At 63.9% G+C, this 22,264-nt stretch carries 20 protein-coding genes; 8 read left to right on the top strand and 12 right to left on the bottom strand.

Features of this window, described 5'->3' with window-relative positions:
* Positions 1-118: 118 nt before the first annotated feature.
* Complete coding sequence (locus tag AC1RKI_RS19485; RefSeq protein WP_061958803.1) at positions 119-736, bottom strand: LysE/ArgO family amino acid transporter; 618 nt, start codon at positions 734-736, stop codon at positions 119-121.
* Between the two features lie 101 nt (positions 737-837).
* Between AC1RKI_RS19485 and AC1RKI_RS19480 the strand changes: the two genes are divergently transcribed.
* The 3 genes from AC1RKI_RS19480 to AC1RKI_RS19470 all read left to right on the top strand — a co-directional run bounded on the left by AC1RKI_RS19480 (position 838) and on the right by AC1RKI_RS19470 (position 4,726).
* Positions 838-1,734 carry a LysR family transcriptional regulator ArgP gene (locus tag AC1RKI_RS19480; RefSeq protein WP_227460303.1) on the top strand — a complete coding sequence of 299 codons (897 nt, stop codon included), beginning with the start codon at positions 838-840 and terminating at the stop codon, positions 1,732-1,734.
* 213 nt (positions 1,735-1,947) lie between these two features.
* Positions 1,948-4,062, top strand: a complete 2,115-nt coding sequence (locus AC1RKI_RS19475; protein WP_492796672.1) for a LamG-like jellyroll fold domain-containing protein — start codon at positions 1,948-1,950, stop codon at positions 4,060-4,062.
* Positions 4,063-4,384: 322 nt separating this feature from the next.
* On the top strand, positions 4,385-4,726 hold the full coding sequence (locus tag AC1RKI_RS19470; protein ID WP_200899067.1) for a YciI family protein: 342 nt from the start codon (positions 4,385-4,387) through the stop codon (positions 4,724-4,726).
* 86 nt (positions 4,727-4,812) lie between these two features.
* Here AC1RKI_RS19470 and AC1RKI_RS19465 read toward each other — a convergent pair whose 3' ends face one another.
* Positions 4,813-5,160 carry a winged helix-turn-helix transcriptional regulator gene (locus tag AC1RKI_RS19465; protein WP_492796670.1) on the bottom strand — a complete coding sequence of 116 codons (348 nt, stop codon included), beginning with the start codon at positions 5,158-5,160 and terminating at the stop codon, positions 4,813-4,815.
* A gap of 96 nt (positions 5,161-5,256) precedes the next feature.
* Here AC1RKI_RS19465 and AC1RKI_RS19460 point away from each other — a divergent pair, with 96 nt between their 5' ends.
* The gene (locus tag AC1RKI_RS19460) at positions 5,257-6,264 is read left to right on the top strand and encodes an NADPH:quinone reductase (RefSeq protein WP_492796668.1); all 1,008 of its coding nucleotides are present in this window, start codon (positions 5,257-5,259) and stop codon (positions 6,262-6,264) included.
* A 90-nt stretch (positions 6,265-6,354) separates the two neighbouring features.
* On the opposite strand, the gene AC1RKI_RS19455 is transcribed toward AC1RKI_RS19460, so the two are convergent.
* The 3 genes from AC1RKI_RS19455 to AC1RKI_RS19445 are packed head-to-tail and all read right to left on the bottom strand — an operon-like array spanning position 6,355 to position 9,679.
* Positions 6,355-7,914, bottom strand: a complete 1,560-nt coding sequence (locus AC1RKI_RS19455; RefSeq protein WP_492796666.1) for a hypothetical protein — start codon at positions 7,912-7,914, stop codon at positions 6,355-6,357.
* Positions 7,911-8,729, bottom strand: a complete 819-nt coding sequence (locus AC1RKI_RS19450) for a hypothetical protein (RefSeq protein ID WP_492796664.1) — start codon at positions 8,727-8,729, stop codon at positions 7,911-7,913. Before AC1RKI_RS19450 ends, AC1RKI_RS19455 begins: the two co-directional genes overlap by 4 nt.
* Before the next feature lie 17 nt (positions 8,730-8,746).
* Entirely contained in the window at positions 8,747-9,679 is a 933-nt protein-coding gene (locus AC1RKI_RS19445) for a hypothetical protein (protein WP_251164821.1), read from the bottom strand.
* A gap of 385 nt (positions 9,680-10,064) precedes the next feature.
* Between AC1RKI_RS19445 and AC1RKI_RS19440 the strand changes: the two genes are divergently transcribed.
* A complete protein-coding gene (locus tag AC1RKI_RS19440) occupies positions 10,065-10,739 on the top strand; it encodes a hypothetical protein (RefSeq protein WP_492919057.1) in 675 nt (224 codons plus the stop codon).
* Here the strand turns inward: AC1RKI_RS19440 and AC1RKI_RS19435 are convergent.
* The 6 genes from AC1RKI_RS19435 to AC1RKI_RS19410 form a co-directional block, all read right to left on the bottom strand.
* Complete coding sequence (locus tag AC1RKI_RS19435; RefSeq protein ID WP_492796660.1) at positions 10,682-11,632, bottom strand: helix-turn-helix transcriptional regulator; 951 nt, start codon at positions 11,630-11,632, stop codon at positions 10,682-10,684. The two genes, AC1RKI_RS19440 and AC1RKI_RS19435, sit on opposite strands and share 58 nt — an antisense overlap.
* 220 nt (positions 11,633-11,852) lie before the next feature.
* Entirely contained in the window at positions 11,853-12,827 is a 975-nt protein-coding gene (locus tag AC1RKI_RS19430) for an IclR family transcriptional regulator (RefSeq protein WP_223506042.1), read from the bottom strand.
* Positions 12,828-12,833: 6 nt separating this feature from the next.
* Complete coding sequence (locus AC1RKI_RS19425; protein ID WP_492796658.1) at positions 12,834-13,625, bottom strand: enoyl-CoA hydratase/isomerase family protein; 792 nt, start codon at positions 13,623-13,625, stop codon at positions 12,834-12,836.
* A gap of 115 nt (positions 13,626-13,740) precedes the next feature.
* Positions 13,741-14,811 carry a Bug family tripartite tricarboxylate transporter substrate binding protein gene (locus tag AC1RKI_RS19420; protein WP_492796656.1) on the bottom strand — a complete coding sequence of 357 codons (1,071 nt, stop codon included), beginning with the start codon at positions 14,809-14,811 and terminating at the stop codon, positions 13,741-13,743.
* Between the two features lie 155 nt (positions 14,812-14,966).
* Positions 14,967-16,619: an AMP-binding protein gene (locus AC1RKI_RS19415; RefSeq protein WP_492796655.1), complete on the bottom strand. Its 1,653-nt coding sequence runs from the start codon at positions 16,617-16,619 to the stop codon at positions 14,967-14,969.
* Between the two features lie 110 nt (positions 16,620-16,729).
* Complete coding sequence (locus AC1RKI_RS19410) at positions 16,730-17,515, bottom strand: enoyl-CoA hydratase/isomerase family protein (RefSeq protein WP_492796653.1); 786 nt, start codon at positions 17,513-17,515, stop codon at positions 16,730-16,732.
* Positions 17,516-17,834: 319 nt separating this feature from the next.
* Between AC1RKI_RS19410 and AC1RKI_RS19405 the strand changes: the two genes are divergently transcribed.
* The gene (locus AC1RKI_RS19405) at positions 17,835-19,217 is read left to right on the top strand and encodes a lactonase family protein (protein ID WP_492796651.1); all 1,383 of its coding nucleotides are present in this window, start codon (positions 17,835-17,837) and stop codon (positions 19,215-19,217) included.
* Positions 19,218-19,403: 186 nt separating this feature from the next.
* Here the strand turns inward: AC1RKI_RS19405 and AC1RKI_RS19400 are convergent, their stop codons facing one another.
* On the bottom strand, positions 19,404-20,453 hold the full coding sequence (locus AC1RKI_RS19400) for an AraC family transcriptional regulator (RefSeq protein WP_084004161.1): 1,050 nt from the start codon (positions 20,451-20,453) through the stop codon (positions 19,404-19,406).
* A 76-nt stretch (positions 20,454-20,529) separates the two neighbouring features.
* On the opposite strand from AC1RKI_RS19400, the gene AC1RKI_RS19395 reads away from it, so the two are divergent.
* Entirely contained in the window at positions 20,530-21,753 is a 1,224-nt protein-coding gene (locus tag AC1RKI_RS19395) for an MFS transporter (RefSeq protein WP_061958818.1), read from the top strand.
* 132 nt (positions 21,754-21,885) lie between these two features.
* Positions 21,886-22,212, top strand: coding sequence for an EthD family reductase (locus AC1RKI_RS19390; protein WP_492796648.1), 327 nt, complete (start codon positions 21,886-21,888; stop codon positions 22,210-22,212).
* Positions 22,213-22,264 lie beyond the last annotated feature (52 nt).

Below are 22,264 nucleotides of genomic sequence, written 5' to 3'. Positions count from 1 at the left end.
CGATCAGGCAAGGGGCTTTGTGGGCTGACCGCAGGAGCCGGTCTGCTGTGTTTCACGAAGCCAACGATCGAACCGGGCTGCGCGACCTGGCGCCATGTATCGGGCCACGGGCCGCAAATCAGGAAAGCGGATGGCGCAGCAGCGTCACGCACAGCACCAGCATGAACAGCGCAATGACCGCATCGAGCACGCGCCATGCCATCGGCTTGCGAAACACCGGCACCAGCAGGCGGGCGCTGTAGCCGAGCGTGGAGAACCACAAGAGGCTGGCCGCACAGGCGCCCAGTCCGAACGCCCAGCGCACCATTCCCGTGTACCGCGTGGAAAGGCTGCCGACCAGCACCATGGTGTCGAGGTAGACGTGCGGGTTCAGGAAGGTAAAAGCAAGACAGGCAAGCAACACGCGCGACCACTTTGATTCGTCGCCCTGGCTCGGTGCCAGCCCGCCCGTTCCACGCCACGCCCGCCGTGCCGCCTGGAAACCATACCAGCCCAGAAACGCCGCACCGCCAAACCGCAAAGTCTCCAACATCCCCGGCCACGCCTGTACCAACGCGCCGATGCCCGCGACACCACAAAGTATCAGCGCGATATCGCCGAGCGAGCAAACCGCGACGACAAGGCCGACGTTTCTGCGCTGCAGGCCCTGTCGCAGCACAAATGCGTTCTGCGCACCAATGGCGATGATCAGTCCGGCACCTGTCATGAAGCCGGCAGACGCGGCAGCAGCAAACATGGGAAGTCTCGCAATGGAAAAGCCCGCATGGTGCCCTATCCCATCCACAAAAGAAAAGCTAATATTTCTGAATCCACTAAAGTAAAACTAATGGGCGAAAAATGGACCTGATCCATCCGCAACTGGCGGCCTTTGCCGTGGTGATCGAGGAAGGCAGCTTCGAGGCCGCCGCGCGGGTGCTCTCCGTCACGCCATCGGCAGTGTCCCAGCGCATCAAGGCGCTGGAAGAGCGGCTGGGGCAGGTACTCGTCGTGCGTCAGACGCCATGCCGCCCCACGCCCGCGGGCGAACTGCTGTTGCGGCGCGTCCGACCCATGCAGGCGCTGCAAGCCGAAGCGCTGGCCGATTTTCTTCCCGAGAAGAACGGCACGACGCTGGCGCGCCCCGTCGCCATTGCAGTCAATGACGACTCGCTGGCAACCTGGCTGCTAACGGCACTGGCTACGCTGCATCGTGAACATGGCTTCCTGTTCGACCTGCGCGTTGACGACCAGGACCACACGCTCGAATTTCTTCGCGCCGGCGCGGTCCTGGGCGCCGTCACGGCCCAGGCAGAGCCGCTGCAAGGTTGCGAGTCCCACGCGCTGGGCGCTTTGCGTTATCGCGCCATCGCCTCTCCGGCATTTGCAGCAAGTCATTTCGGCGACGGCATGGAGGCGACTGCGCTGTCCCACGCGCCGATGATCGTGTTCAACCGCAAGGACGAACTGCAATGGCGATTCATGCGGCGCATCACGCGCGCACGCATCAAGCCGCCGGTTCATTACCTACCCACGTCCACCGGCTTTGTCGAGGCCGCTGCGCTCGGCCTGGGCTGGTGCCTGGCACCCGAGACCCTGATCGAACCCGCGCTGCGCGCCAGACGTATCGTGGTCCTCGAACCCGCACGATGGCTCGATGTGCCCCTGTACTGGCAACACGCCGCCGTGCGTTCCAGCACGCTGCAGCACATCACCCGCGCCTTACAGGCGGCCGCTGCCGTGGCGTTGGTCGAGTAAAGGGTCAATCGATCTAAAAAAGGCAACCGCTGCGGGCATCAGGCGCTTTACAAGAGTCCGGCAAAGAGCAACGCCGATATCCAACTGGCCGGTCGCATGCCGCGCCATTGCCCCTTCCCTCCCGCGACTTCGAACCGTCACAGTTCGATCAACACGCTGTCACGGGCACGCCCCAGAATCCCGAACTTTTCGCGGGACAACGGGGAAGTGGAAATGCAAAACAAAACATCGGGCAAACCAGCCAACATCGATATCGCCAGCCTCGAAGGCATTCCGGACCGCCAGCGCCGCCTGCTGCTCAGAGCGGGCCTTGGCCTGTCGCTCGGCAGCTCGGCGCTGCTGGCCGCGTGCGGCGGCGGCGACGATGGCGCCAGCTCGCCGGCCACGACGCCCGGCGCTACGCCCGGGGGCGGCGCGCCGTCGGCCAAGGTATCGAGTTTCGCGCTCGCCGTGCTGCCGGACACGCAGTTCTATTCGCGCTACGCCACCACCGACGAGAACCTGCAGTTCCAGCGCAAGTACGGCTCCACGCCGTTCCTGGCGCAGACCAAGTGGATCACGCAGAACGCCGCCGCGCTGCGCATTCCCTTCACCATTCACCTCGGCGATGTAGTGGATCAGCAAGGCAAGCCGCTGCAATGGCAGATCGCTGACGAGGCCATGCAAGTCATGGAGGCCGCCCGCGCGCCGTACTCGATTCTGGCGGGCAACCACGACGTGATCTCGGATGTGGACTACGTCGACGCAAGCAGCCAGGCGTCGAACACCGACGCGCAGCGCAACCTGGCCAACGAGCCGTATCTGAAGACTTTTACGACCACTCGCGCGCAGCGTCAGGCCACCTTCGGCGGTCGCGATCCGTCGGGCTTCCACGAGTACCATTTCTTCGACGTGGACGGTAACCGCTTCATGGTGCTGTCGATGTCGTGGCGCGCGTCCGACGCCGCCATCGCGTGGGCGCGCGGCGTGCTCAAGCGCTTCCCGAAGGTGCCGGTCATCCTATCCACGCACCAGTTGCTCAACATCGGCCCGGACGGCGTGAGCCCGCTGGAAGTGCCGTATGGGCTGATGCTGTGGGACAAGCTGATCAGGGATAACGACCAGATCTTCATGACGCTGAACGGCCACTATCATGGCGCGGCGCATCTCACCAAGACCAACGACTTCGGCAACCCCGTTGAGGAAATGGTGGTCGACTACCAGATGGCGTACATGGGCGGCAACGGCCTGATGCGCCTCTACGAATTCGACCTGACCAACAGCAAGATCAAAGTCATCTCGTTCTCGCCGTGGGTGCCGCAAAAGCCTGCCGAGACACTGAACGAGTTCGACGTGGCGGTGCTGACCGACAAGAACCATCAGTTCGAGTTCGCTTTCGATTTCCGCAAGCGTTTTGCGCGCTTCAACCCTGATTTCGCTGTGCCGCCGGCCGGCAACGATCCGATCAACGATCGCGCCAAGGCCGCGATCCTGGCCAACTACACCGAGCCTAACGTGGCCGACAAGAAGGCCGCCGCCGACGCCAACGACTACCCGCAGGTGGCGTCCACCGTGGCGCACTGGCGCTTCTTCGGCGGCGCCGACGGTGCGGCCGTGCCGGTAGGCCAAGTGATCGCCGACGTAACCGGTGCCAATCCGCTTACGCGCGAGGCGCTGGCCAACGGCGGCGCGGCCCAGTTGGGCGACCTGACGTGGTCGAACGATCATCACTACCTGTCGGCGGCGCCCGGCAGCGTGAAGTTCGCCAATTCGACCAATAGTCCCCAGCGCATGAGTTACTTCACGACCCAGACCACCGCGGCACTGAATGCGATGACGTTCGACAGCGGCTACACCGTGGAAGCGTTCATCAAGGTGCCGGCATCGTGGACGGCGGCCAACAACGCATGGATGAACATCATGGAGCGCGAAGGCCAGCGCAGCGCGGTGGCGGGCTTTGGCAGCGGCGACGGCGACGAAAGCCCGCTGATCTTCGCCATCTCCAGCCTGCGCGAAGTGCAATGGGAAGTGACGCCAAGCACGGCCGGCACCAAGAACCCTGCCGCGAGCTGGTCCGGCGAGATCATCGTCGAAAAATGGGTCCACGTCGCCGTGGTCAACGATCCGTCGACCAACGAGACGGTGATGTATGTGGAAGGCGCTCCGGTGCTGCGCAACACGTCCAATACGCGCGGCATTGCCACCGTCGGCGCCACCAGCCGCTTCTTCGTGGGCGGCGGCGTCTATGCCAACGTTCCGTCAAACGGCTTTCTCGGCCAGATCGGCGAAGTGCGCATCTGCACGGAACCGCTCACGTCGGACAAATGGCTAACGGCACGCCGCGCCTGAACCACGGCGCTTGAGCGCCAACGCAGCGCGGCATAACCGCGCTGGATGGTCCGCGCCGCCATGCGACATTGCGTGGCGGCGCGCGCCAGCGTCAGGCGTTGAGGGCCGTCGCCGCTATGCTCGCTGTGCAGCGGGCCTTCCGGCACCGCAAACGCATGTCTGAATCCGTCCGCCAAAGCATGGTTAAAATCGAAAGCCTCAATGGATCGAAGGTCTCATTGGCTGCAAATGCCATGTCGCGTTGGTCGCCGTATTCGGGCTCGCCACAAGTCCCTCGCCTTGAGCCTACGTTGCGACGCAACACATTTCCGGAGGGCAAAGCATGACGAAATACCTGATCTCTTTTCCCGCGAGTGCGATGGTGGTTCCCGCCGAGGAACTTGCTGCGGTAGGCCAAGCCGCGCGCGAGGTCATACGCGAGGCGAAGGCTGCAGGCGTGTACGTGTTCGGCGGCGGTATTAACGCCGATGTCCCGCCGCTCATGGTTGCATCGGACGGTACGGTCTCAAGCGAAACGTATGCCGCAACGCAGCACTTCGATGGCGGCTTCTGTGTGCTGGAGCTTGCATCGCGCGAAGCCGCCATTCAGTGGGCGGCAAAGATCGCCAACGCTTGCCGCTGCGCACAGGAACTCCGGGAGTTTGGATATGACCCGGAAAGCTGACGGGCAGTGACCGCATCGACCCAATCGATCACATCGCTCACATCGGTCGCGATGGCCGGTTGACGCCCTGACTCGGCGATTGACCGTCAGCGGCGTCCCGATGATCGAGCCTCCAGGCGATCGATATAGGCGTCTCCCCATTTTTTCATCGCTTTCAGCACGGGCGCCAGCGTCTTCCCAAACTCGGTCAACGAGTATTCGACCCGGGGCGGCACCTCGGCAAACACCTTGCGGGTAATGATGCCGTCCGCCTCGAGTTCGCGCAGTTGCAACGTCAGCGAGCGCTGCGTCACGGTCCCAATCAACTGCCGCAACTCGCCAAACCGCTTGGTGCCATCCAGCAGGTAATGCACGATCAGCGGTTTCCATTTCCCTCCCGCAACGTCTACCGTTGCGGCGACTGAGCATTGATATGTGGTAGTCGAAGAAGTCAATGTTTGCTCCCAATAGGATACTTTGTATCCCTATATACCAAAGATGTGCCTACTTGTGCAAAAGCCCCTGCCTGCCGATAGTGGCGCCTTCATTGAATGCATGGAGTCAGATCGATGAGGGCCGCATATTACGAGCGTCAGGGCAAGGCTTCGGAGGTACTGAGGCTTGGCGAATTTCCCGATCCGCAGCCGGCGCCGGGCGAGGTCCGCGTGCGGATCCATGCGTCCGGTGTGAATCCTAGCGACATCAAGGCGCGCACAGGTTTCTCCGGCCCAGCCAAATTTCCATTGGTGATTCCGCATCAGGATGGAGCAGGTGTAATCGACGCGGTCGGAGCCGGCGTTGCAGACACGCGCATTGGCGAACGGGTATGGCTATATGAAGCGCAATATCAGCGCGCCTTCGGCACGGCCGCAGAATATGCGATCGTGCCGACGCAGCAGGCCATTGCCTTGCCTGACAACTGCTCGTTCGAAGTGGGGGCCTGTCTGGGCGTTCCGGCACTCACTGCGCATCGCTGCCTTATCGCCGACGGCGAGTTGAAGGGCCGCGCTGTGCTCGTCCACGGTGGAGCGGGGGCCGTCGGTACGGCAGCCATCCTGTTGGCGAAATGGGCGGGCGCCTGGGTCGCCACCACCGTTTCCTCACCGGCTCAGGCGGAAGCTGCGCGACGTGCGGGCGCGGATATCGTCATCGACCGATGGTCACAGGACGTTGCCAAGATCGTAAGGTCGGAAACCAACATGCGAGGTGTCGACCGCATCGTCGATGTCAGCCTGCAGGACAACCTCGAGATCGACCTGCAGTGTCTGGCGAATGGCGGCGTCATCAGCGCCTATGCCGTGCAGACGGCGTCAGACCATCTGCCCCTTCCGCTGCTACGCGCCATGATCGCAGGCAGCGCATTCCGCTTTGTCTACATCTATACGGTGCCAGCGGCCGCCAAGCTCGCCGCTGTGTCCGCGATCGGGCAATGCCTGGCGGACGGGGCCTATGCGCCCACGATAGGCCTGCGCCTGCCGCTGGAGCGCATCGTCGAGGCGCACGAAGCTCAGGAATCCGGGCGGGTCATCGGCAAGATCATTGTTACGCCGCGCGGCTGACTCAGATTGAATCACTGAGGGTTTTCGGCATAAAGGAGGACGATCGGTCAGCACGGCGTGCTTGAGCGCCTTCCGACCACGCTGCCCGGCTCAAATTACCAACGGCCTACCGCTGCGCAGGTGCTCGCCGAATGCATCGCTGTCCGCAAACCGGAGCGTCAATCCCATTGCCGATGCCACCTGCCCCAGCCCGTCATGGATGCTGCGGCCCGCGACCAGCGCGTCCGACATGGACTGGAAACCGGCGCCGATTCGTTCGCGGCTTTCGGCAAACCAGGTGTCGAACATCGCGTTCATGTCGGCGCGATACTGCCGATGTTGTGCGATCAGTGCACTGCACATGGCCGCGGTCTGCTGCCGCTTCAGTTCGGACAGCGCAACGGAACGCGCGGAACGCTGCAACTCCGCATAGAGGCTGCCGCTTAGCATCGTTGCCACCATGCCACCGACCAGTCCGCCCACCAGCGTGCCCACGCCCGGCATCACCAGCGTTCCAACCATGGCGCCGAGATTGGAGCCCGTCATCGAAGTCGCCAGCAGCACGCCTTCGCGACTGACATGCGCGGCAAACTCGCTGGGCGGCAGATCGTCGTCGAGCATGCGGTAGAACGCCGTGGCGAGCATCGCCGCCGATTGCACGATGACCGCCGGCGCATTGGACCGGCCCATATTGCGCACGAGCTGGTTGCCGGCATTCTGCATGGCCCCGGCCAAAGCCGTGGACGACGCGCCGACGGCGTAAGCGCCCAGCGCCGCCTTGCCGGTGTCGATGGCCACGTCGGCAGCGGCCTCGCGGATGTCCTTGTCGGCGCGCACCACCTGGTACGTGTTCCGGACCACGCTGAACGTGCCACCGATCATGGCCCCCTGCGCTGCGGCTTCCAGACCGGCGCGATGCGACAAATCGAGCACGTCGCGCGCCACGCTGGTGGTTGGTGCAGTGCGTGCCTCCATCGCGTCGGCGGTGGTGACATCCGATTTGCGCGCGCGACGCCGGGCGTCCGCGATCGCGTCGATCTGTTGCTGCTTCTGCGCGGCAACCTCGGCGTTGCCGTTGCCAGCCAGCTTGTCGCGTTGCTTTTCGAGCGACTTTACCTGCGCGTCCCAGTCCGCCATCACTGCGTCGAACTGATCGGGCGGCAGCACCAGATCGACGCTCCGGTACTTCTCGAAGTTCTCGCCGTACAACTGCCGGTACTTCTTCAGGTCCTTGTGGACCTTCATCTGGGCGCCATCCGCAAAGGTGCCGTCCGGGTTCAGTTGCGGCGCCCCGGTGTGCGGGTCCACGGCGACGATGTCGGCCACCGGATGGTTGACGTGCCCGAGGTCATCGGTACGGATGATGCGCCGGCCATCGCGCGCGGCAATCGATTCCGCATTCTGCCGCGCCACCTGCTTGACCTCTGCCGAGAAGCCCGCCTGCTGCCGCAGGTTCTGATCGCGATAGTCTGGATTGACCCGATGGCCGGCGATCTTGGACAAATCGGCGTGACTGCCGTAGTGCTCGGCGGTCGCGCGGCCGAATCGCTCGATCATGATGGCGATGGTCTGCTGCGCCACCATCGTCGCGCCCGCTGCGTCGCGGATATCTTCATCCGGCCTATCGCAAATGTCCCGCACAGCCGGGAAAGGAACGGACGGCTGGCTCATGCGGCGGACAGTACCGGCGTTGCCGCCGTCTGACGGTCAAACGTCTCGATGGCCTGCCTGTGGCCGCCAAGCTGCGCCATGATATTTGGCACCAGCGCACCTTCGCCATCCAGCAAGGCCGTCTCCAGCACGCCGCGCAGCAGCACGGCCGCATTGGCAGCGTCCATGACCACAGGTTCCAGTTGCGTGACGGAAGCATCGGCCTCACTGGCCAGCGCTTCGAGCGCCCTGCGCGCGTCGTCGGCGCCGGTCTCGATAGCGTGCGCGTGCGCCGCGAACCGATCCGCGGCCACGCCGAAGTCGCCCACCTGTGCGGCAAAGCCATCGATCGTTTGCGCATTGGCGTGCGCCACGCGATATGCCACGCCCATCGAGCACAACAGGGCACCGACGCCTGCCACGGCGACTGGCAAAACAACGCCCGCGGACGGCATCAAAGCAATCGCTGCCGCTGCAACGCCTGCCGCGCCAAGCACCGACGCGGCGACACCCACGCTGGTCGATCGCAGGGACGGGATTTCGGGCGCGACGGGCGCGGCGGCCAGGAAGCGCTCTGCCTGACCCGCCGCCGGCGCGGTGGCGGTCATCACAATGCTGCCGCGATGCAGCGCCTGAATCGGCACGATCGATCGTTCGAAGAGCGCCGCCCTGGTGGCATCGATCTGCCGTAGCGCTTCGGCGGTCGCTTTGCCGGCTTGAGCGATACGCGCGCGCGTCGCCTTGATGTGTTGTGCCGCGTCTTGCTGCCGGGCGCGGCTGGCCGCGCGCAGATCAGACCCAAAGCGCAGGAAGCTTGAGAATTTGAAATTCGACATGATGGAAATTTGGCGGGTCAGGCGGCAAGCGTGCGGTATCCGTCGAGGGCGTCCGGCACGAGCTTGCCGGCGGCATCGACGATTTCGATATCGAGCGCGTTCTGGAGCACCGCCGCGCGCTGGCCCGTGAGTGAGATGGCGGCATGCATGCGTGCGTTCTGGCCGCGCACCACGGTGTCCAGCGCGCGAATCACGTCGATCATCAGTTCGGCAGCTTCGGTCACCTTCGACATCTGACTGACCATTGTGTTGACCTCCTCGACGAATACTTCGACTTCGTCGCGGAAATTGCGGGCCTCGTCGAGCTGAACCTTCGCCTTGTTATGGCCAAAGTACATCGCAAAGATTGCCGCCGGCACCAGAGCGATGCCACCGAGCACGGCTGCGCCGCCGGCCATGCCAAGCCCGCCGGCCGATGCGGCACCTCCGCCCAACCACGCGAGCGTGGCATTGGTGGCCGCCGCACCGCTCAGCGTGCCGATGGCAGTGCCCGTCGAGGCAGTGCCGACCATACCGGCCAGCCCCCAGGCGCCGGCGGCCAGCGTGGCACCGCCCACCGCCCCTGCGCTGCCGCCGACGAGCATGCTCTCGACATGCCCGCTGACGGCTTTCAGCTCGCGCACGTCGGTGCCGATCCGGTGGGTATCGATCGTCTCATCCAGACCGTGGAAGTCCCTGGCCGACACACTGGCCAGCCGCTCATAGAGCGAGACGAATTCCTTCACGGTGGTGTGGTAGACCTCGACGCGGAGCTGCCCGAGCGTGTCCAGCGTTGCCTGCGACGACACGCGGCACGCCTCGATACGCTCCCTCGCCTCATCCGCTTCATTCTGCGAGTACCGCACGATGCGTTCGCTCTTCTTGCGGTCCTGATACCCGCCCGTTACGAAGTTCGCGGCCTTTCCCAGCGCGCGGGACGTGTTGTCCTTGATGCTATCCCACCAGCTCATCGGTCTCTCCTGATGCATTACCACGGGGCTCCGGCAAGGCGTCGCCCTAACCTCTCCCTATCGACCGCGACGCGCCACTCTGTAGCACCCGTTGGTGGGGTATGCGGTCTTGGATCCGGCAAATCGGGCCTCAGCCTAGCTGGCGAACTGGACACTCGCTGTCCAGTTCGAGCCCACGCCGTACTGGACACCGTTCGTCCACCTGCGGCGCAAGACTGGGTACATCGCAACCGATGAGACCCGAGCCATGCCACAACTTTCGCATCAAGACAGCCGCGCGAGTTCCGCCGAATCTCTCTCCCGCGCAGCCACATTGGACGACGCCGGGCAGGCCGGCGTCGTGGGCCAGTTGCCGGCAATCCGGCTGTCGCTCCAGCGCTGGGGCATGGCGAGCGACATGCTTCGCGCGATGGTCGATACACTGAATGCCGCCGATCCCCGTGTCGTCTGGTCTGACCATGAGGATGGTGCGCCCGCTGACCTGATCGTGCATATGGTCGACGTGGACGGCCTGGCCGGACCGTCTCTGCAGGCGCCGTGGAATCTCCTGGGCCCCGTCGACGCGCTGCGCATGGCGCGCGAGCAAGGCATTGCGGCCATCGTCCTGGCGAAGGGCAAAGCCCGGGATTTGCCAACGGTTCGCATGGGACACTGGATCGTGTCCGGCCCCCGCAATCTCGTGACGGCCGCCCGCATCCTTGCCGGCGCGGCCATCGTGAATACAAACGACGTGGATGCGGATGCCCGGGCTGAGCGGCTTGCAGCGCTGGCGTCGCGCAACGCGCTGGCGTGCCTGCATCGCGTCATTGCTGCGTGCCCTGCGATGCTGGCATCAAGCGTGAAGACGTTGATCGACAGTGCCCAGCGCGACGGATATGCGGCGGTGTCGGGTGTCAGCATCGGCGTTGCACCGCAAGTCGAGCTGGAACTTCCATCGGGCAGTACGCCATTGCAGCTATTGCGTTCGCAGCTTGCCGATACTGAAGCTGACGTGCTGTTGTCTTACCCTTGGCCGGACCTCTCGATGTCAGGGCCAGTGGACGAATCTGCATGGCCGTAGGCTTCGAGCGCGCGTCGCAGCCGCCTTGCAATTTCGGCGCGCAGGGCGGCTGGCGCTACCACCTCGACCGCGTCAGCGCGTTCCAGCAGCAGATTGCTCAGCGAAACCGACGGTGTGACGGTGGCTTCCAGCATGAAGCCGCCGGCCATATCGGTGATTACCTGGTCTTCCGAGAATTTCAGTTCCCGGAACGGGCTGACGAAGCCACCCTCCTCGCGCACGCGCAAGACCAGCTTCACGGGTGGTTCGGAGAAGAACTCGAAAGTCCGTTCTTCTCTGACGTATGCATCGAGCGAAAATGCCGCGTCGCGTGCCAGCACGGCGTCGCATGCCGCCACGGCGTGAATCCGGTCCATGCGCAACAGGTGCCGCTTGGTGCCGCCTTCGGTGCGCGGGCGGTCGGCCACCAGATACAGGACCGGGCCTTTTTCCACCAGCGCCAGTGGCAGAACGGTGAACTGCCGGGGCTCCACGGTGGATGTCCGGCCATTTTGATAGTGAATCTCGATGCAACCATCCCGATAGAGCGCGTCGAGTACGGCATCGAGTACGCCTGCGCGAACCTGCGGCGCGATCAGCGGATAGCGGCCATCGAGCCGTGTCGTTTTGTCCATCCACGCCCGTGCCGCCGTCAGCCGCGTCGCCGCCGCGCTCTCTTCCAACACGCGCACGGCGCCGTCGAAGTAGTCCGTCAGGCCATCGGCAACCGTGGCAGGCATATGCGCGTTGGCCAGTTGCCTCAATTTCAGCAATGCCACGGCCAGATCCACCGGTGGCCGCAGCGCATCCTTGTTGACCGCGCCAGTCGACATGGCACGCCATTCGCGATTGGCGTCTTCGCCGCGGCGCTGCGCCAACTGCTGGACTTCCAGCTTCAAAAAAGAGCGGGTCACCTTTTTCGGGTACGCGGAAGCCTCTCGCGCGATGACCTCTCGCACCAGATCGCCCGACCGCTGCCACCGTCCGGCATGCGACCGAAGCACCTTCAACACCAAGTAGTCAAAATCGCCCAACGGCATGGTTAGCGGGGAAAAGTGCGGGGCGCTCAATTTAGGCGACGACAGACCTTCGTGTCTATCCCACCGTGGCGGGTGCGGCCACAAGCGACCCGAATTACCGCTCCTGGCGCAACGCCGCCAAGGGCGTCTGCTGTCCCGAAATTGCCGCGGAGGCGGCAATGACCAAGTCGGCAAAGCGCCGCTCATCGTCGGCACCGTGCCAACGCGGTTTGGCTACAGCAATGTTGATCGCGGCATGCGCGACGCCGCTGCGATCGACCACTGCAGCCGCTACGGAGTGGTCGCCCAGAAGGTATTCCTCCTGGGTGAACGCGTATCCGCGCTCGCGAATGGCGCATAAGCGAGCCAGAATCTCCTCGGGCTGCGTCACGGTGAGGCGTGTGTATTGCACAAGTTGAGACTTGCGCAAAATATCTGCCACGTCGCCATCGGCTAACGTCGAGAGCATTGCCAATCCCGGCGCGGTACAGAACGCGGGCATACGCGAGCCAACCTGGAAATTGCGGGATAGCACATGGCGACTGACAATTCGGGACACGAACACCACGTCGGCTTCGTCCAGAACGCTCAGGTTGGTAGCTTCTTCCGTGTCCAGGGCGAGTTGCTGCACGTACGGGAGCGCTCTCTCGAGCATCTCGTTCGAGGCGACGTAGTGGTATGCAAAGTCCAGCAACCGCGGCGACAACTCGTATTTTTTGGTCCCTTCATCCCGGCGAAGATAGCCGAGCGACGTGAGCGTAAAGGCAAAGCGTTGGATCGCGCTGATGTCCAGCCCGGTGAGCGCCGATATCTGCGAGAGGGACAAATGGCGTCGAGAGGCATCGAACGCCATCAGTACCTTCAGCGCGCGTTCCACCGCCGTCACATAGAGTTTGGAGTCCGCCGGCGAAGGTACGTCAGCCGATACCTGCGGCGCGTCCGGCGTTGCGTCGGACGCTGCACCGACTTGCTGGGTGTTGATTTTCTTGGCCATGAGCCCGCTGAGGAAAGTGGTTCGATTCGGGGATGTATCCGGCATTTTATCGTTGCCTGGCATCTTGTTCTCCCGGTGAACCATTTCCTCGATCATGGCACGTCAGCGTCCTGCAAACACCGGCTTGCGTTTCTGTGCGAACGCAGCCGTCGCATTGCGATAGTCTTCGCTACTCTCTGCCCGTCGAGTGGCTTCGGCAATCGCCTCTTCAGCCGCCTCCAGCTTCCCTGCGGCAATGGCGTTCAGTTGCAGCTTGATGCCGGCAATGGATAGCGGTGCGCTTTCCATCATGGCGGCCCCATAGCCGATGGCGCCAGCGATGGCGTCCACGTCGTCACTCAGCAAAGCGTCCAGAAACCCTGCAGCGTGGGCCTCGGCGGCGCCGATCAAGTCCCCCGTATATAACCAGCGCCGTGCCGTGCTCAGGCCGACCAGATGCGTCAGACGCGTCAATTGGATCGTCGGGTACATCAGGCCGAGCTTTGCCACCGGCACGCCAGCGCGCACGCTGGAGTCGCCGACACGGAAATCGCAGCACATTGCCAGACTTAGGCCGCCGCCCACGCAATTGCCACGGACCGCGGCCACGACGGGTACCGGCGTTGCCTGCACTGCCGCATAGGCTTGCTGAATCACTGCACGATATGCATCGGCAGCCGCCGGATCAGCCATCGCTTCGCGAAACGCGATGATGTCGTCGCCCGCACAAAACTGCCCTTCTGCGCCGGTGAGTACGACGAGGCGGATCACTGAATCACTCGCAAAGGCCGTGAACGTGTCGCGCAGGTCGGTCCATGCGGCCAGGTCACACGCATTACGACGATGCGGCCGGTTGATGGTAACGATTGCGATGCGACCGCTGTCGCGACGCTCGACGAGAATGTCGGAAGGCATAACTATGAATCCTGAAACAGCCGCTGCGCAGCGGCTGATGTTGGTTCTTTCCTGCACTATAGGCCGGCAGCGCAGACAAACGCGACCGGATGCCGCCCGGCCGCATCCGCTCACCTCATTGCGCGGTGATGTGCGTTTCCTGGATGACCTTTGCCCATTTGGCCACCTCGCCACGCACCCGGAGTTCGGCCTCCTCCGGCGTTGTCATGACGATGTCGATGCCTTGCGCTTGGAAACGTGTCTTCACGTCCGGCATCTGCAACGACTTCTGTAACTCGGCATTCAGTCGCGTGATGATGCTCTTTGGTGTGCCGGTCCGGACCAGCACGCCATATGTCGACGGCACTTCGAAGTCCTTGAGCCCCGCCTCGGTGGCGGTGGGCACGTCAGGCAGTACGCCGACGCGGCGCGGCGTGGCAACCGCCAGTGCCTTGAGCTTGCCGGACCGCAGCGCACTGATGGCGGTCGGCGCCGTGGCGAACATCACCTGGATCTGTCCGCCGAGAAGGTCGGCAATGGCCGGCGCAGCGCCCTTGTAAGGGACGTGCAACAAATCAACTTTCGCCTGGCGCTTGAACATTTCAGCGGCCACGTGCTCGATCGAGCCATTGCCAGAAGAACCAAACGCGATCTGCCCGGGCTTGGACGCCGCCAGTTTGATCAGTTCATGAACACTCCCGACTGGCAACGAACCATTCACCAGGAGCACGATCGGCAGGTTGCCCACCACGGCGACCGGCGTGAAATCGCTCAGGAGGCTATAGCCGTTGCTCGCCTGGAGAAGCGTTGCGTTGATCGAATACGAGGTTAGCGCCGCCATCAGCAACGTATAGCCATCGGCCGGGGCCTTGGCCACTTGCTGGGCGCCAATGTTGCCGGAGAAGCCGGGCTTGTTATCCACCACCACTGGCTTGCCCAGCCCCTCCGACAACTTTTGGCCTAGCGCGCGGCCCACCACATCCACCGCGCCACCCGCGGAATACGGCACCACGAAGCTGATCGGCTTATCGGGCCACGCCGGCTGTGCCAGCGCCTGCCCCAAACTTGCGAACGCGCCGAACAGCGCAGCGGTCGACAACGCAACGGCACGGGTAGTCCGGGTCACCCCGGCGGCAAAAGAACTGCATGCGAGCGAAAGCATTTTGCTACTCACTTTGTATTGATCGTTGAAATGAACGATCGTCAATCACCAGCCAGCGTCATCAGGCGCCGACCACTTGGTGTTGTGCTGGCCTGGCAGCGGGCCCTACGGGTTTGTATGGCTGCAGACGACTGTCCAGTTCGTCTGCGGCCATCGCCCCTGTTTCTTATGTGCGGTTGTGCAGCGTCTAGCTGGCGCAGTCAGGACGTCTTCTTGCCGACCTTGTATCCGGTCTGTTCCAGGTCCCAAACACCGGTCACGTCGCGCGACAGCAGCTTCTTCTGGATGCGCTGGGTCGGCGTCTTCGGAAACTCGTCGATGAAAGCGATGTAGCGCGGAATCTGGAAGTACGGCATGCGCGTCTCGCACCACTGGACCAGCGCCATCGGATCCAGCACACGCGCCACGCCTGGCGCATCGCTGCGCGGGCGGATGAAGATCTTCAGTTCGTCCTCGCCCAGGTCGCTTGGCACGCCCACCAGCGCGCACTCCTCCACGTCGGGATGCTCGCCGATGACGCGCTCCACTTCCCACGCCGAAATATTGATGCCACGCCGGCGCACCGTGTCCTTCTTTCGGCCGGCGAAATACAGGAAGCCCTTTTCGTCGCGCCGGGCCAGATCGCCGGTACAGAACCAGTCGCCGCGCATTGCCGTTGCCTGCGCCTCGGGGTTGCGGAAGTAGCCCAGGAACTCCAGCCCCGGCACCCGCGCGCGGACAACGATTTCCCCGGGTTCGCCCACCGGCACGCTGCGGCCCTCGTCGTCGGTGAGATCCACGTCGAAGTAGTCGAGCGGCTTGCCCACCGATCCAGCCGGGCCGGCCGGGTTGACCGTCACGAAGGTGATCATCTCCGACAGCCCGTAGCCTTCACGCATCTCCACGCCGAAGCGCTGCGAGAACGCCGACCACAGTTCGGGCGGACAGCCGCCGCCCCACGCCACCTTGACCTTGTGCTCGCGATCGTTGTCGCGCGGCGGCTGCTTGAGAAGCATCGGCACGACGCTGCCCAGGTAATGGATATGCGTCACGCCGTGGCGCCGCACGTCGTCCCAGAAACGCGATGCGCTGAAGCGTTCGACCATGGCCAGCGTGGTGCGCCCGATGAGAGCGGAAATGATCACGGCCACGCCGGCGCCGTGGTGCAGAGACTCCCAGAGCAGGAACACGTCATTGGGCCGCGCGCCCGTCAATCGCAGAATGCCCATCGGGCCGGCCCGCAGCGTGCGATCGGACTTCAGCACGCCCTTCGGCGCGCCGGTGGTGCCAGAACTCGGGGTGAGCGCAAGAATAGTGTCGGCGGTGGGCACCGCATCGGCGCCGAGTGCTGGCGGCTCAGCGGAGAGTTCGGCAAACGCGCCGAACTCGTCCTGGCCCTCATGCTCGCCGCGCCAGATCACGGTGCAAGCGTCGATCCTGCCGCCCAGCGACGCCACTTCCGCCGCGTACTCGGCATCGGCCACCAAGCCATGCGGGGCAAACTGCTCGAACAGGTGCTCCAGCGCCGCGCCACGCAGGTGCACGTTCACTGGCACGCGCACCAGCCCGAGCCGCGCCAAGGCAAAGATTGCGACGATGTGATCGGGATGGCTGGGCAGCATCAACGCCACGCGGTCGCCGGGCTGCAAGCCACGTGCACTCAGCCCGTTCGCCACCTGGTTGACCTTGCGATCGAGCTCCGCCACGGTCAGAGCGGTCTCGCCGAAATAACAATAGACATGCTCTGGCGTTTCGCGGGCACGGCGGGCAAGGAGCGCCGAAATGGTCTCGTTGCCAACGGGATCGATATCAATGTGCTGCGCCACGCCATCAGCGCAGTCATCGGGAGAAGAGGGATTCACGGTATTCGTCATGGAGTCATCGGCGTCCTGGCGGCACGCCGGCTGCTGCAGTGGATCAGGGATTGGTGCGGCGCAAGGTGGCGACAATCATCGGCCCGATGCCTGGCGGCCTCGGGAGCACCTCAAGCGTTGGATGCCGCAGCGCGCCGGCGCGCGCGTTCCTCGAAAAACGCTTCCATCATGCGCGCTGGCTCGCCGGACGCATACGATTCGCGATGGATACGGATGCCCGCGTTGATCGACTCACGAAAACGCTGTTCGGTCATTTCACGCAGCCAGGCCTTGTCGAGTCGCATTGCCAGCCGAGGTTTGGCGGCACGATCGGCGGCGATGGACAATGACCGCTCCAGCACCTGCTCGCGCGGCACCAAGTGGTGTACCAGACCAATGTCGAAGCACTCCTGCGCCATCATCATGCGCCCGGTCAGCGTCAGCTCGATGGTGCGTGACATGCCCAGCATCTCGTTCATGATCCAGGGTCCCGTTACGCTGGCAATGCCCGCATTGATCTCGGGCTGGCCCATCTGCACGTCGCGATGAGCCACCCGGATATCGCCCAGCAGCGTGACTTGGAAGGCCGATCCCGCCGCGGTTCCGTTGAGCGCCATGACCAGTGGCTTAGGCAGGCTGCGCAGCGTGTCGTAAAAAGTTTCCCATTCCCGCAGCCAAACTTCCGCGCGGTCCTCATCGAAATCGTGCGCCTCTTCCAGATCCTGCCCCGCAGAGAATGCGCGCTCGCCTGCTCCGGTCATGACGATCGCCCCGATGGTGTCGTCGGCCGCAAATTCCGCCAGGGCGACGAGAATTTCCCCACGCATCGCCGTGTTCCATGCGTTCAGCCTCTCCGGACGGTTCAGGGTCAAAATCCCGACCGCATCTGATCGCTCTGTTTTAATGTACGTCGCCATTTGTTTAGTGCCTAGCAATAAATAGATAGTGCTGTGAAATATATTCGGCATCGACGGCGCACGCAACCAGAACGAGTTCAGGGATTACCCTTAGAGCGCCGAGCACTGCGGAACACGGCGCTTCGCTGCACACCATAGAAGCCCAGTGCGGTTCGTTGCAGCGCCCCGCAGTGGTGCAAAAAATTCGATATTTGCCAAATAAACGAAATTTGCGGCATGATCGCTGCGCGAATCGGTCGCCCCAACATAAAGACCGATCTATATCGACCAGCCTGGTGTTCTGCACTGCCAAGGCGTCGGCCAAAAATTACGGACGGGTATGAAGGCTTACAAGATATTGGCCGCCATCGCTGCGGCCGCCGCGCTGTGCTCCTGCGGCGGAGACAACAACGGCAATAGCGGGACGGCAGCCACGGCACCGCCGCAGCAGACCCCACCGGTCACGACGCCCGCGGTCCCCCAGGACCCTGCTGGTCCTGTTTCCCTGTCGATCTCCGTGACGGTGACCGGCTTGCTGGGCAAAGGTCTCGTCGTGCAAAACAATGGTGCGGACACGCTCACGTTCGACGCGGATGGACACGCGGCATTCGCCACGCCCGTCGCGCAGGGCGGTGCGTACGCGGTTACCGTCATGAAGCAACCGGCCTTGCCGGCGCAGATCTGTACAGTCGATTCAGGAGCCGGGACCGCGGGATCCGCGCCGGTGGCGGTCACCGTGAGCTGCGCGGCGCGCACGCGTCTGGCCATCGTCACGTCGCTGTCCAGCACCGCTATCCTCGCCGGCGATCCGTCCACCGGCGCATTCACTGCGACGGGCTATAGCGTGCCGATCGGAGGACTCTTACCTCCCACGCTGTCCCGTACCGGTGATTTTCTATATTTGACGGATATTGTCGCCAATACCGTGCGGGCCTACTCCTTGGATCCGATGAGCGGGGCACCCACGTTGCTGCCCGGCTCGCCATTCGCGACCGGAGGTGTCGGGCCGCAAGCCGCGGCCATGGCTCCGAACGGCAAATTCCTTTACGTGGCAAACAGAGACTCGAACACCCTTGCCATCTTCGCGGTGGACGAATCGACGGGCGCGCTGACGTTAGCGGGGCAAGTGCCGACAGGTGCCACTCCCTTATCTGTCGCTGTCTCACCGAACGGGAAAAATCTCTACGTCTGTAACTACCTGGCAAACACCATCTCGGCCTACATCGTCGATGCCAACACTGGCATGCCGGGAGCAGGGACTGCGTTTGTGACGCCGTCGCCGCGGTTTATGGCGATCGACCCGACCGGCAAGTTTATGTATGTCACAGGCGGAAACAGCAATCTCGTCTACGGCTTCACGATCGACGCCACGACAGGCGCTCTGATCGCAATGAGCGCGCCATTCTCAGCGGGAAATGGTGCGTCGTACCTCGCTATCGAGCCGGGGGGAAAATTTCTGTACGTGACCAACGAGAGCGACGGCACCGCATCGTCCTTCGCTATCAACACCGGCTCGGGTGCGCTGACCGAGATCCTGCCACGCGCCGCCGCGGGCACCCTGCCGGAAGGCATTGCCGTGAGCCCCACTGGCCAGTACGTCTATGTGGCCGCCCAGGCCGATCGCTTGGTCAAGCAGTTCGCCATCGACGCCACGAACGGAGGCTTGTTGCCCCGATCGAGTACATCAATGAGTCCGCTGCCGTTGGGGATTGTCATCAGGTAGCAATGTAGGGCCTCATACAGGCCCCAGATGCGGCGAAAGCGGCGGCGGTCGCCAGCCGGATACCGACCCGGCGGTCCGCCATTGGCACTTCATCAAGGCTGTTCCCGGCTCGAACACAGGCACTGAGCCAGGGGCTATTACTCTTCGTTTGTATTCGCCAGTTGCTGCCGAAACCCGGCTGCCCGACTACTCTGGCACGGCACGCGTGGCGTATGCCGCGTCGACTTCCGCACGCACCGCCCCCGGTGGCCGCCCGACGACGCGCTTGAATGCGCGGCTGAACGCGGCGAGCGACCCGTAGCCGAGCCGGTACGCAACCGATTCGATCGCCTCGCGGTCGCGTGAGATCCATTGCGCGGCGAGCCGCATCCGCAGCTCGGTCAGGTAGCGCACGGGCGTCATGCCGGTCGCCGCGAGAAATCGCTCGGCGAACACCGAGCGCGACACGCCCGCTTCGGCGGCCAATTCGGCGACGCTCCAGTTTCGGCCCGGATCGCGATGCAGCGCGACGATCGCACGGCCGAGCTTCGGATCGAGCAACGCTTGCACCCAGCCCGTCGCGTCGCCGCAGCCGCACTCGACCCAGCCGCGCACGATGAACGAAGCGACTACGTCCGCCAGCCGCGCGAGGATGCCCGCAAAGCCTGCGCGCTCCGAGCAGGCTTCGCGCTCCATTGCATCGAGCATCGGGCGGATTTCGGGGTAGCGCGCGAGTAGTGTGCCGACGTGCATGAACTCCGGCATCGTGCCGACGAGCGGCTGCATGCCGCCAAGATCGAACTCCATGCACGCGCTGAAGATCAGCGCTTCTCCAGTCGTCGCATCGGTTCCGGCGCAGGGCGGCGGCGTACCGACCGACGCGACCGAGTCGCAGATCTTCGCTGCCTCGAAGGCACCGATGGGACGAGATGACGCGTCTGGATCGGACACGAGTGTGTGCATGCTGCCGTGCGGTAACAGGATCGCGTCGCCGGTTTCAAGCGTCATCGTTGCGCCCGTCGCGTCGCGCAGCAGCACGGGCCCGCGTCCAACGAAATGAAACTGCGCGCGCCCCGGGACGTGGCCGAAGCTCAAGCCGAACGGTCGCGGGACCTGGATGCGGCGATATTGGACGCCGCTCAGGCGCATCCCCAGCAGCAGTTCGCTGACGAGGTCGCGCACGTCGGGAACGTGAGCAGGAAGGGAAGCGGACATTGGATCCGGACGATAAATCAATATTCGCGGATTGTATGTCATATACCGTCCGGCCATCGCTGCTTACGCTATGCCGTCATTGGCACTTTTCCCGATTTTTCCTGATATGGAACCACCCATGAATTCCGGCATTTCCCAAGCCGCTGCGCAAGCGGCTCCCAGCGAACCCGCCTGGGGCGCGGTCTTTGCCATGGCGCTAGGCGTGTTCGGCCTCGTCACGGCTGAATTCCTGCCTGCGAGCCTGCTCACACCGATGGCCGACAGCCTCGGCGTGACCGAAGGCGTCGCCGGGCAGACCGTGGCGGTCACCGCAACGGTTGCGCTCGTTGCAAGCCTGCTGACCGCCGCCACGACACGTACGATCGACCGTCGGCGCGTGCTGCTGGCGTTTTCGGTGCTATTGGTCGCATCGAATCTCACCGTTGCGTTTGCGGCCAACCTCACGACGATTCTGATCGGCCGCGTTGTGCTTGGCATCGCGCTCGGCGGCTTCTGGACGATGGCAACGGCCACCGCAATGCGGCTCGTGCCCACTGCGATGGTGCCGCGCGCGCTGTCGATCATCTTCAGCGGCGTGGCCGTCGCGACGATCGCCGCCGCCCCGCTCGGCAGCTACTTCGGCCACCTGATCGGCTGGCGCAGCGTGTTCCTGCTGGCGGCCGCGCTTGGCGGCGTCGCGTTGCTATCGCAGGTTGCTACGCTGCCGTCGATGCCACCGAGCGGAACCACCCGCCTGCGCACGTTGATCGACGTGCTGCGCCGGCCGACTGTCGGCCTGGGAATGTTCGCGACGACGCTCGTGTTCACCGGACATTTTGCGTTCTTCACGTACTTGCGGCCGTTCCTGGAACAGGTCGCCGGCGTTGGCGTGAACGGGCTGTCGGCGATTCTGCTCGGCTACGGGGTGGCGAACTTCGTTGGCACATCGCTCGCCGGCCGCGTGCTTGAACACCGGCTGCGTCCGATGCTGATCGGCATGCCCGCGCTGATGGTCGTGCTCGGCATCGGGCTCGTCGTGCTCGGCCGCGCGCCGATGATCGATGCGGTGCTCGTCGCGCTTTGGGGGATGGCGTTCGGCGGCGTGCCGGTCGCATGGTCGACATGGGTCACGCGCACCGTGCCCGATGAAGCCGAGAGCGCAGGCGGCCTGATCGTCGCCGCCGTACAGCTCGCGATCGCGACCGGTGCGGCGGCCGGCGGCGTCGTGTTCGATGCAAACGGCGCCACCGGTGTGTTCCTCGGGGCCGCCATCGTGCTGGCCATCGCAGTTGCGACGATCGCGACCGGCGTCCCGCGACGAGTGGAGACGGTATCCGCGCTGGTCGAGCGTAGACTACATTGAAGCGGTCGCGGTCGCGACTATCGAAGTGTCCACACTCCGGAAAATTCCGGTCACGGCAACCATTGAACCGCGCCATGCGTGAACGGCGTTCTGTCGCCCCACCCTCACTCAATGCGAAGTAAGGAGAACCCCATGATCAAGGTCAGCGTCATGTATCCGTACACCGAAGGCGCGCGCTTCGACCACACCTACTACCGCGACCGGCACATGCCGATGGTGAAGGCAAGGCTGGGCAATGCCTGCGCGTACTACACCGTCGAAAAAGGCCTGGCCGGCAGAGCGCCAGGGTCACCGCCCGCCTTCGTGGCGATGTGCGCGTTCATCTGCAATTCGGTCGAGGGCTATCAGGCCGCGATGCAGCAGTACGGCGCCGAGATCCTGGGCGACATCGCCAACTACACCGACATCGCACCAGTGGTCCAGGTCAGCGAGGTCGTGGTCGAACGGTCGGATGGTTGAAGGCACCGGTTAATAGGTTGGCCATTCGAAGTTTGGCTTCGCTTGGGCTACC

This window comes from Cupriavidus sp. GW822-FHT06G04 (genome assembly GCF_058799075.1).
Note: the sequence above shows the minus strand (reverse complement) of the source record. Positions and strands in the feature narration are given on the sequence as shown.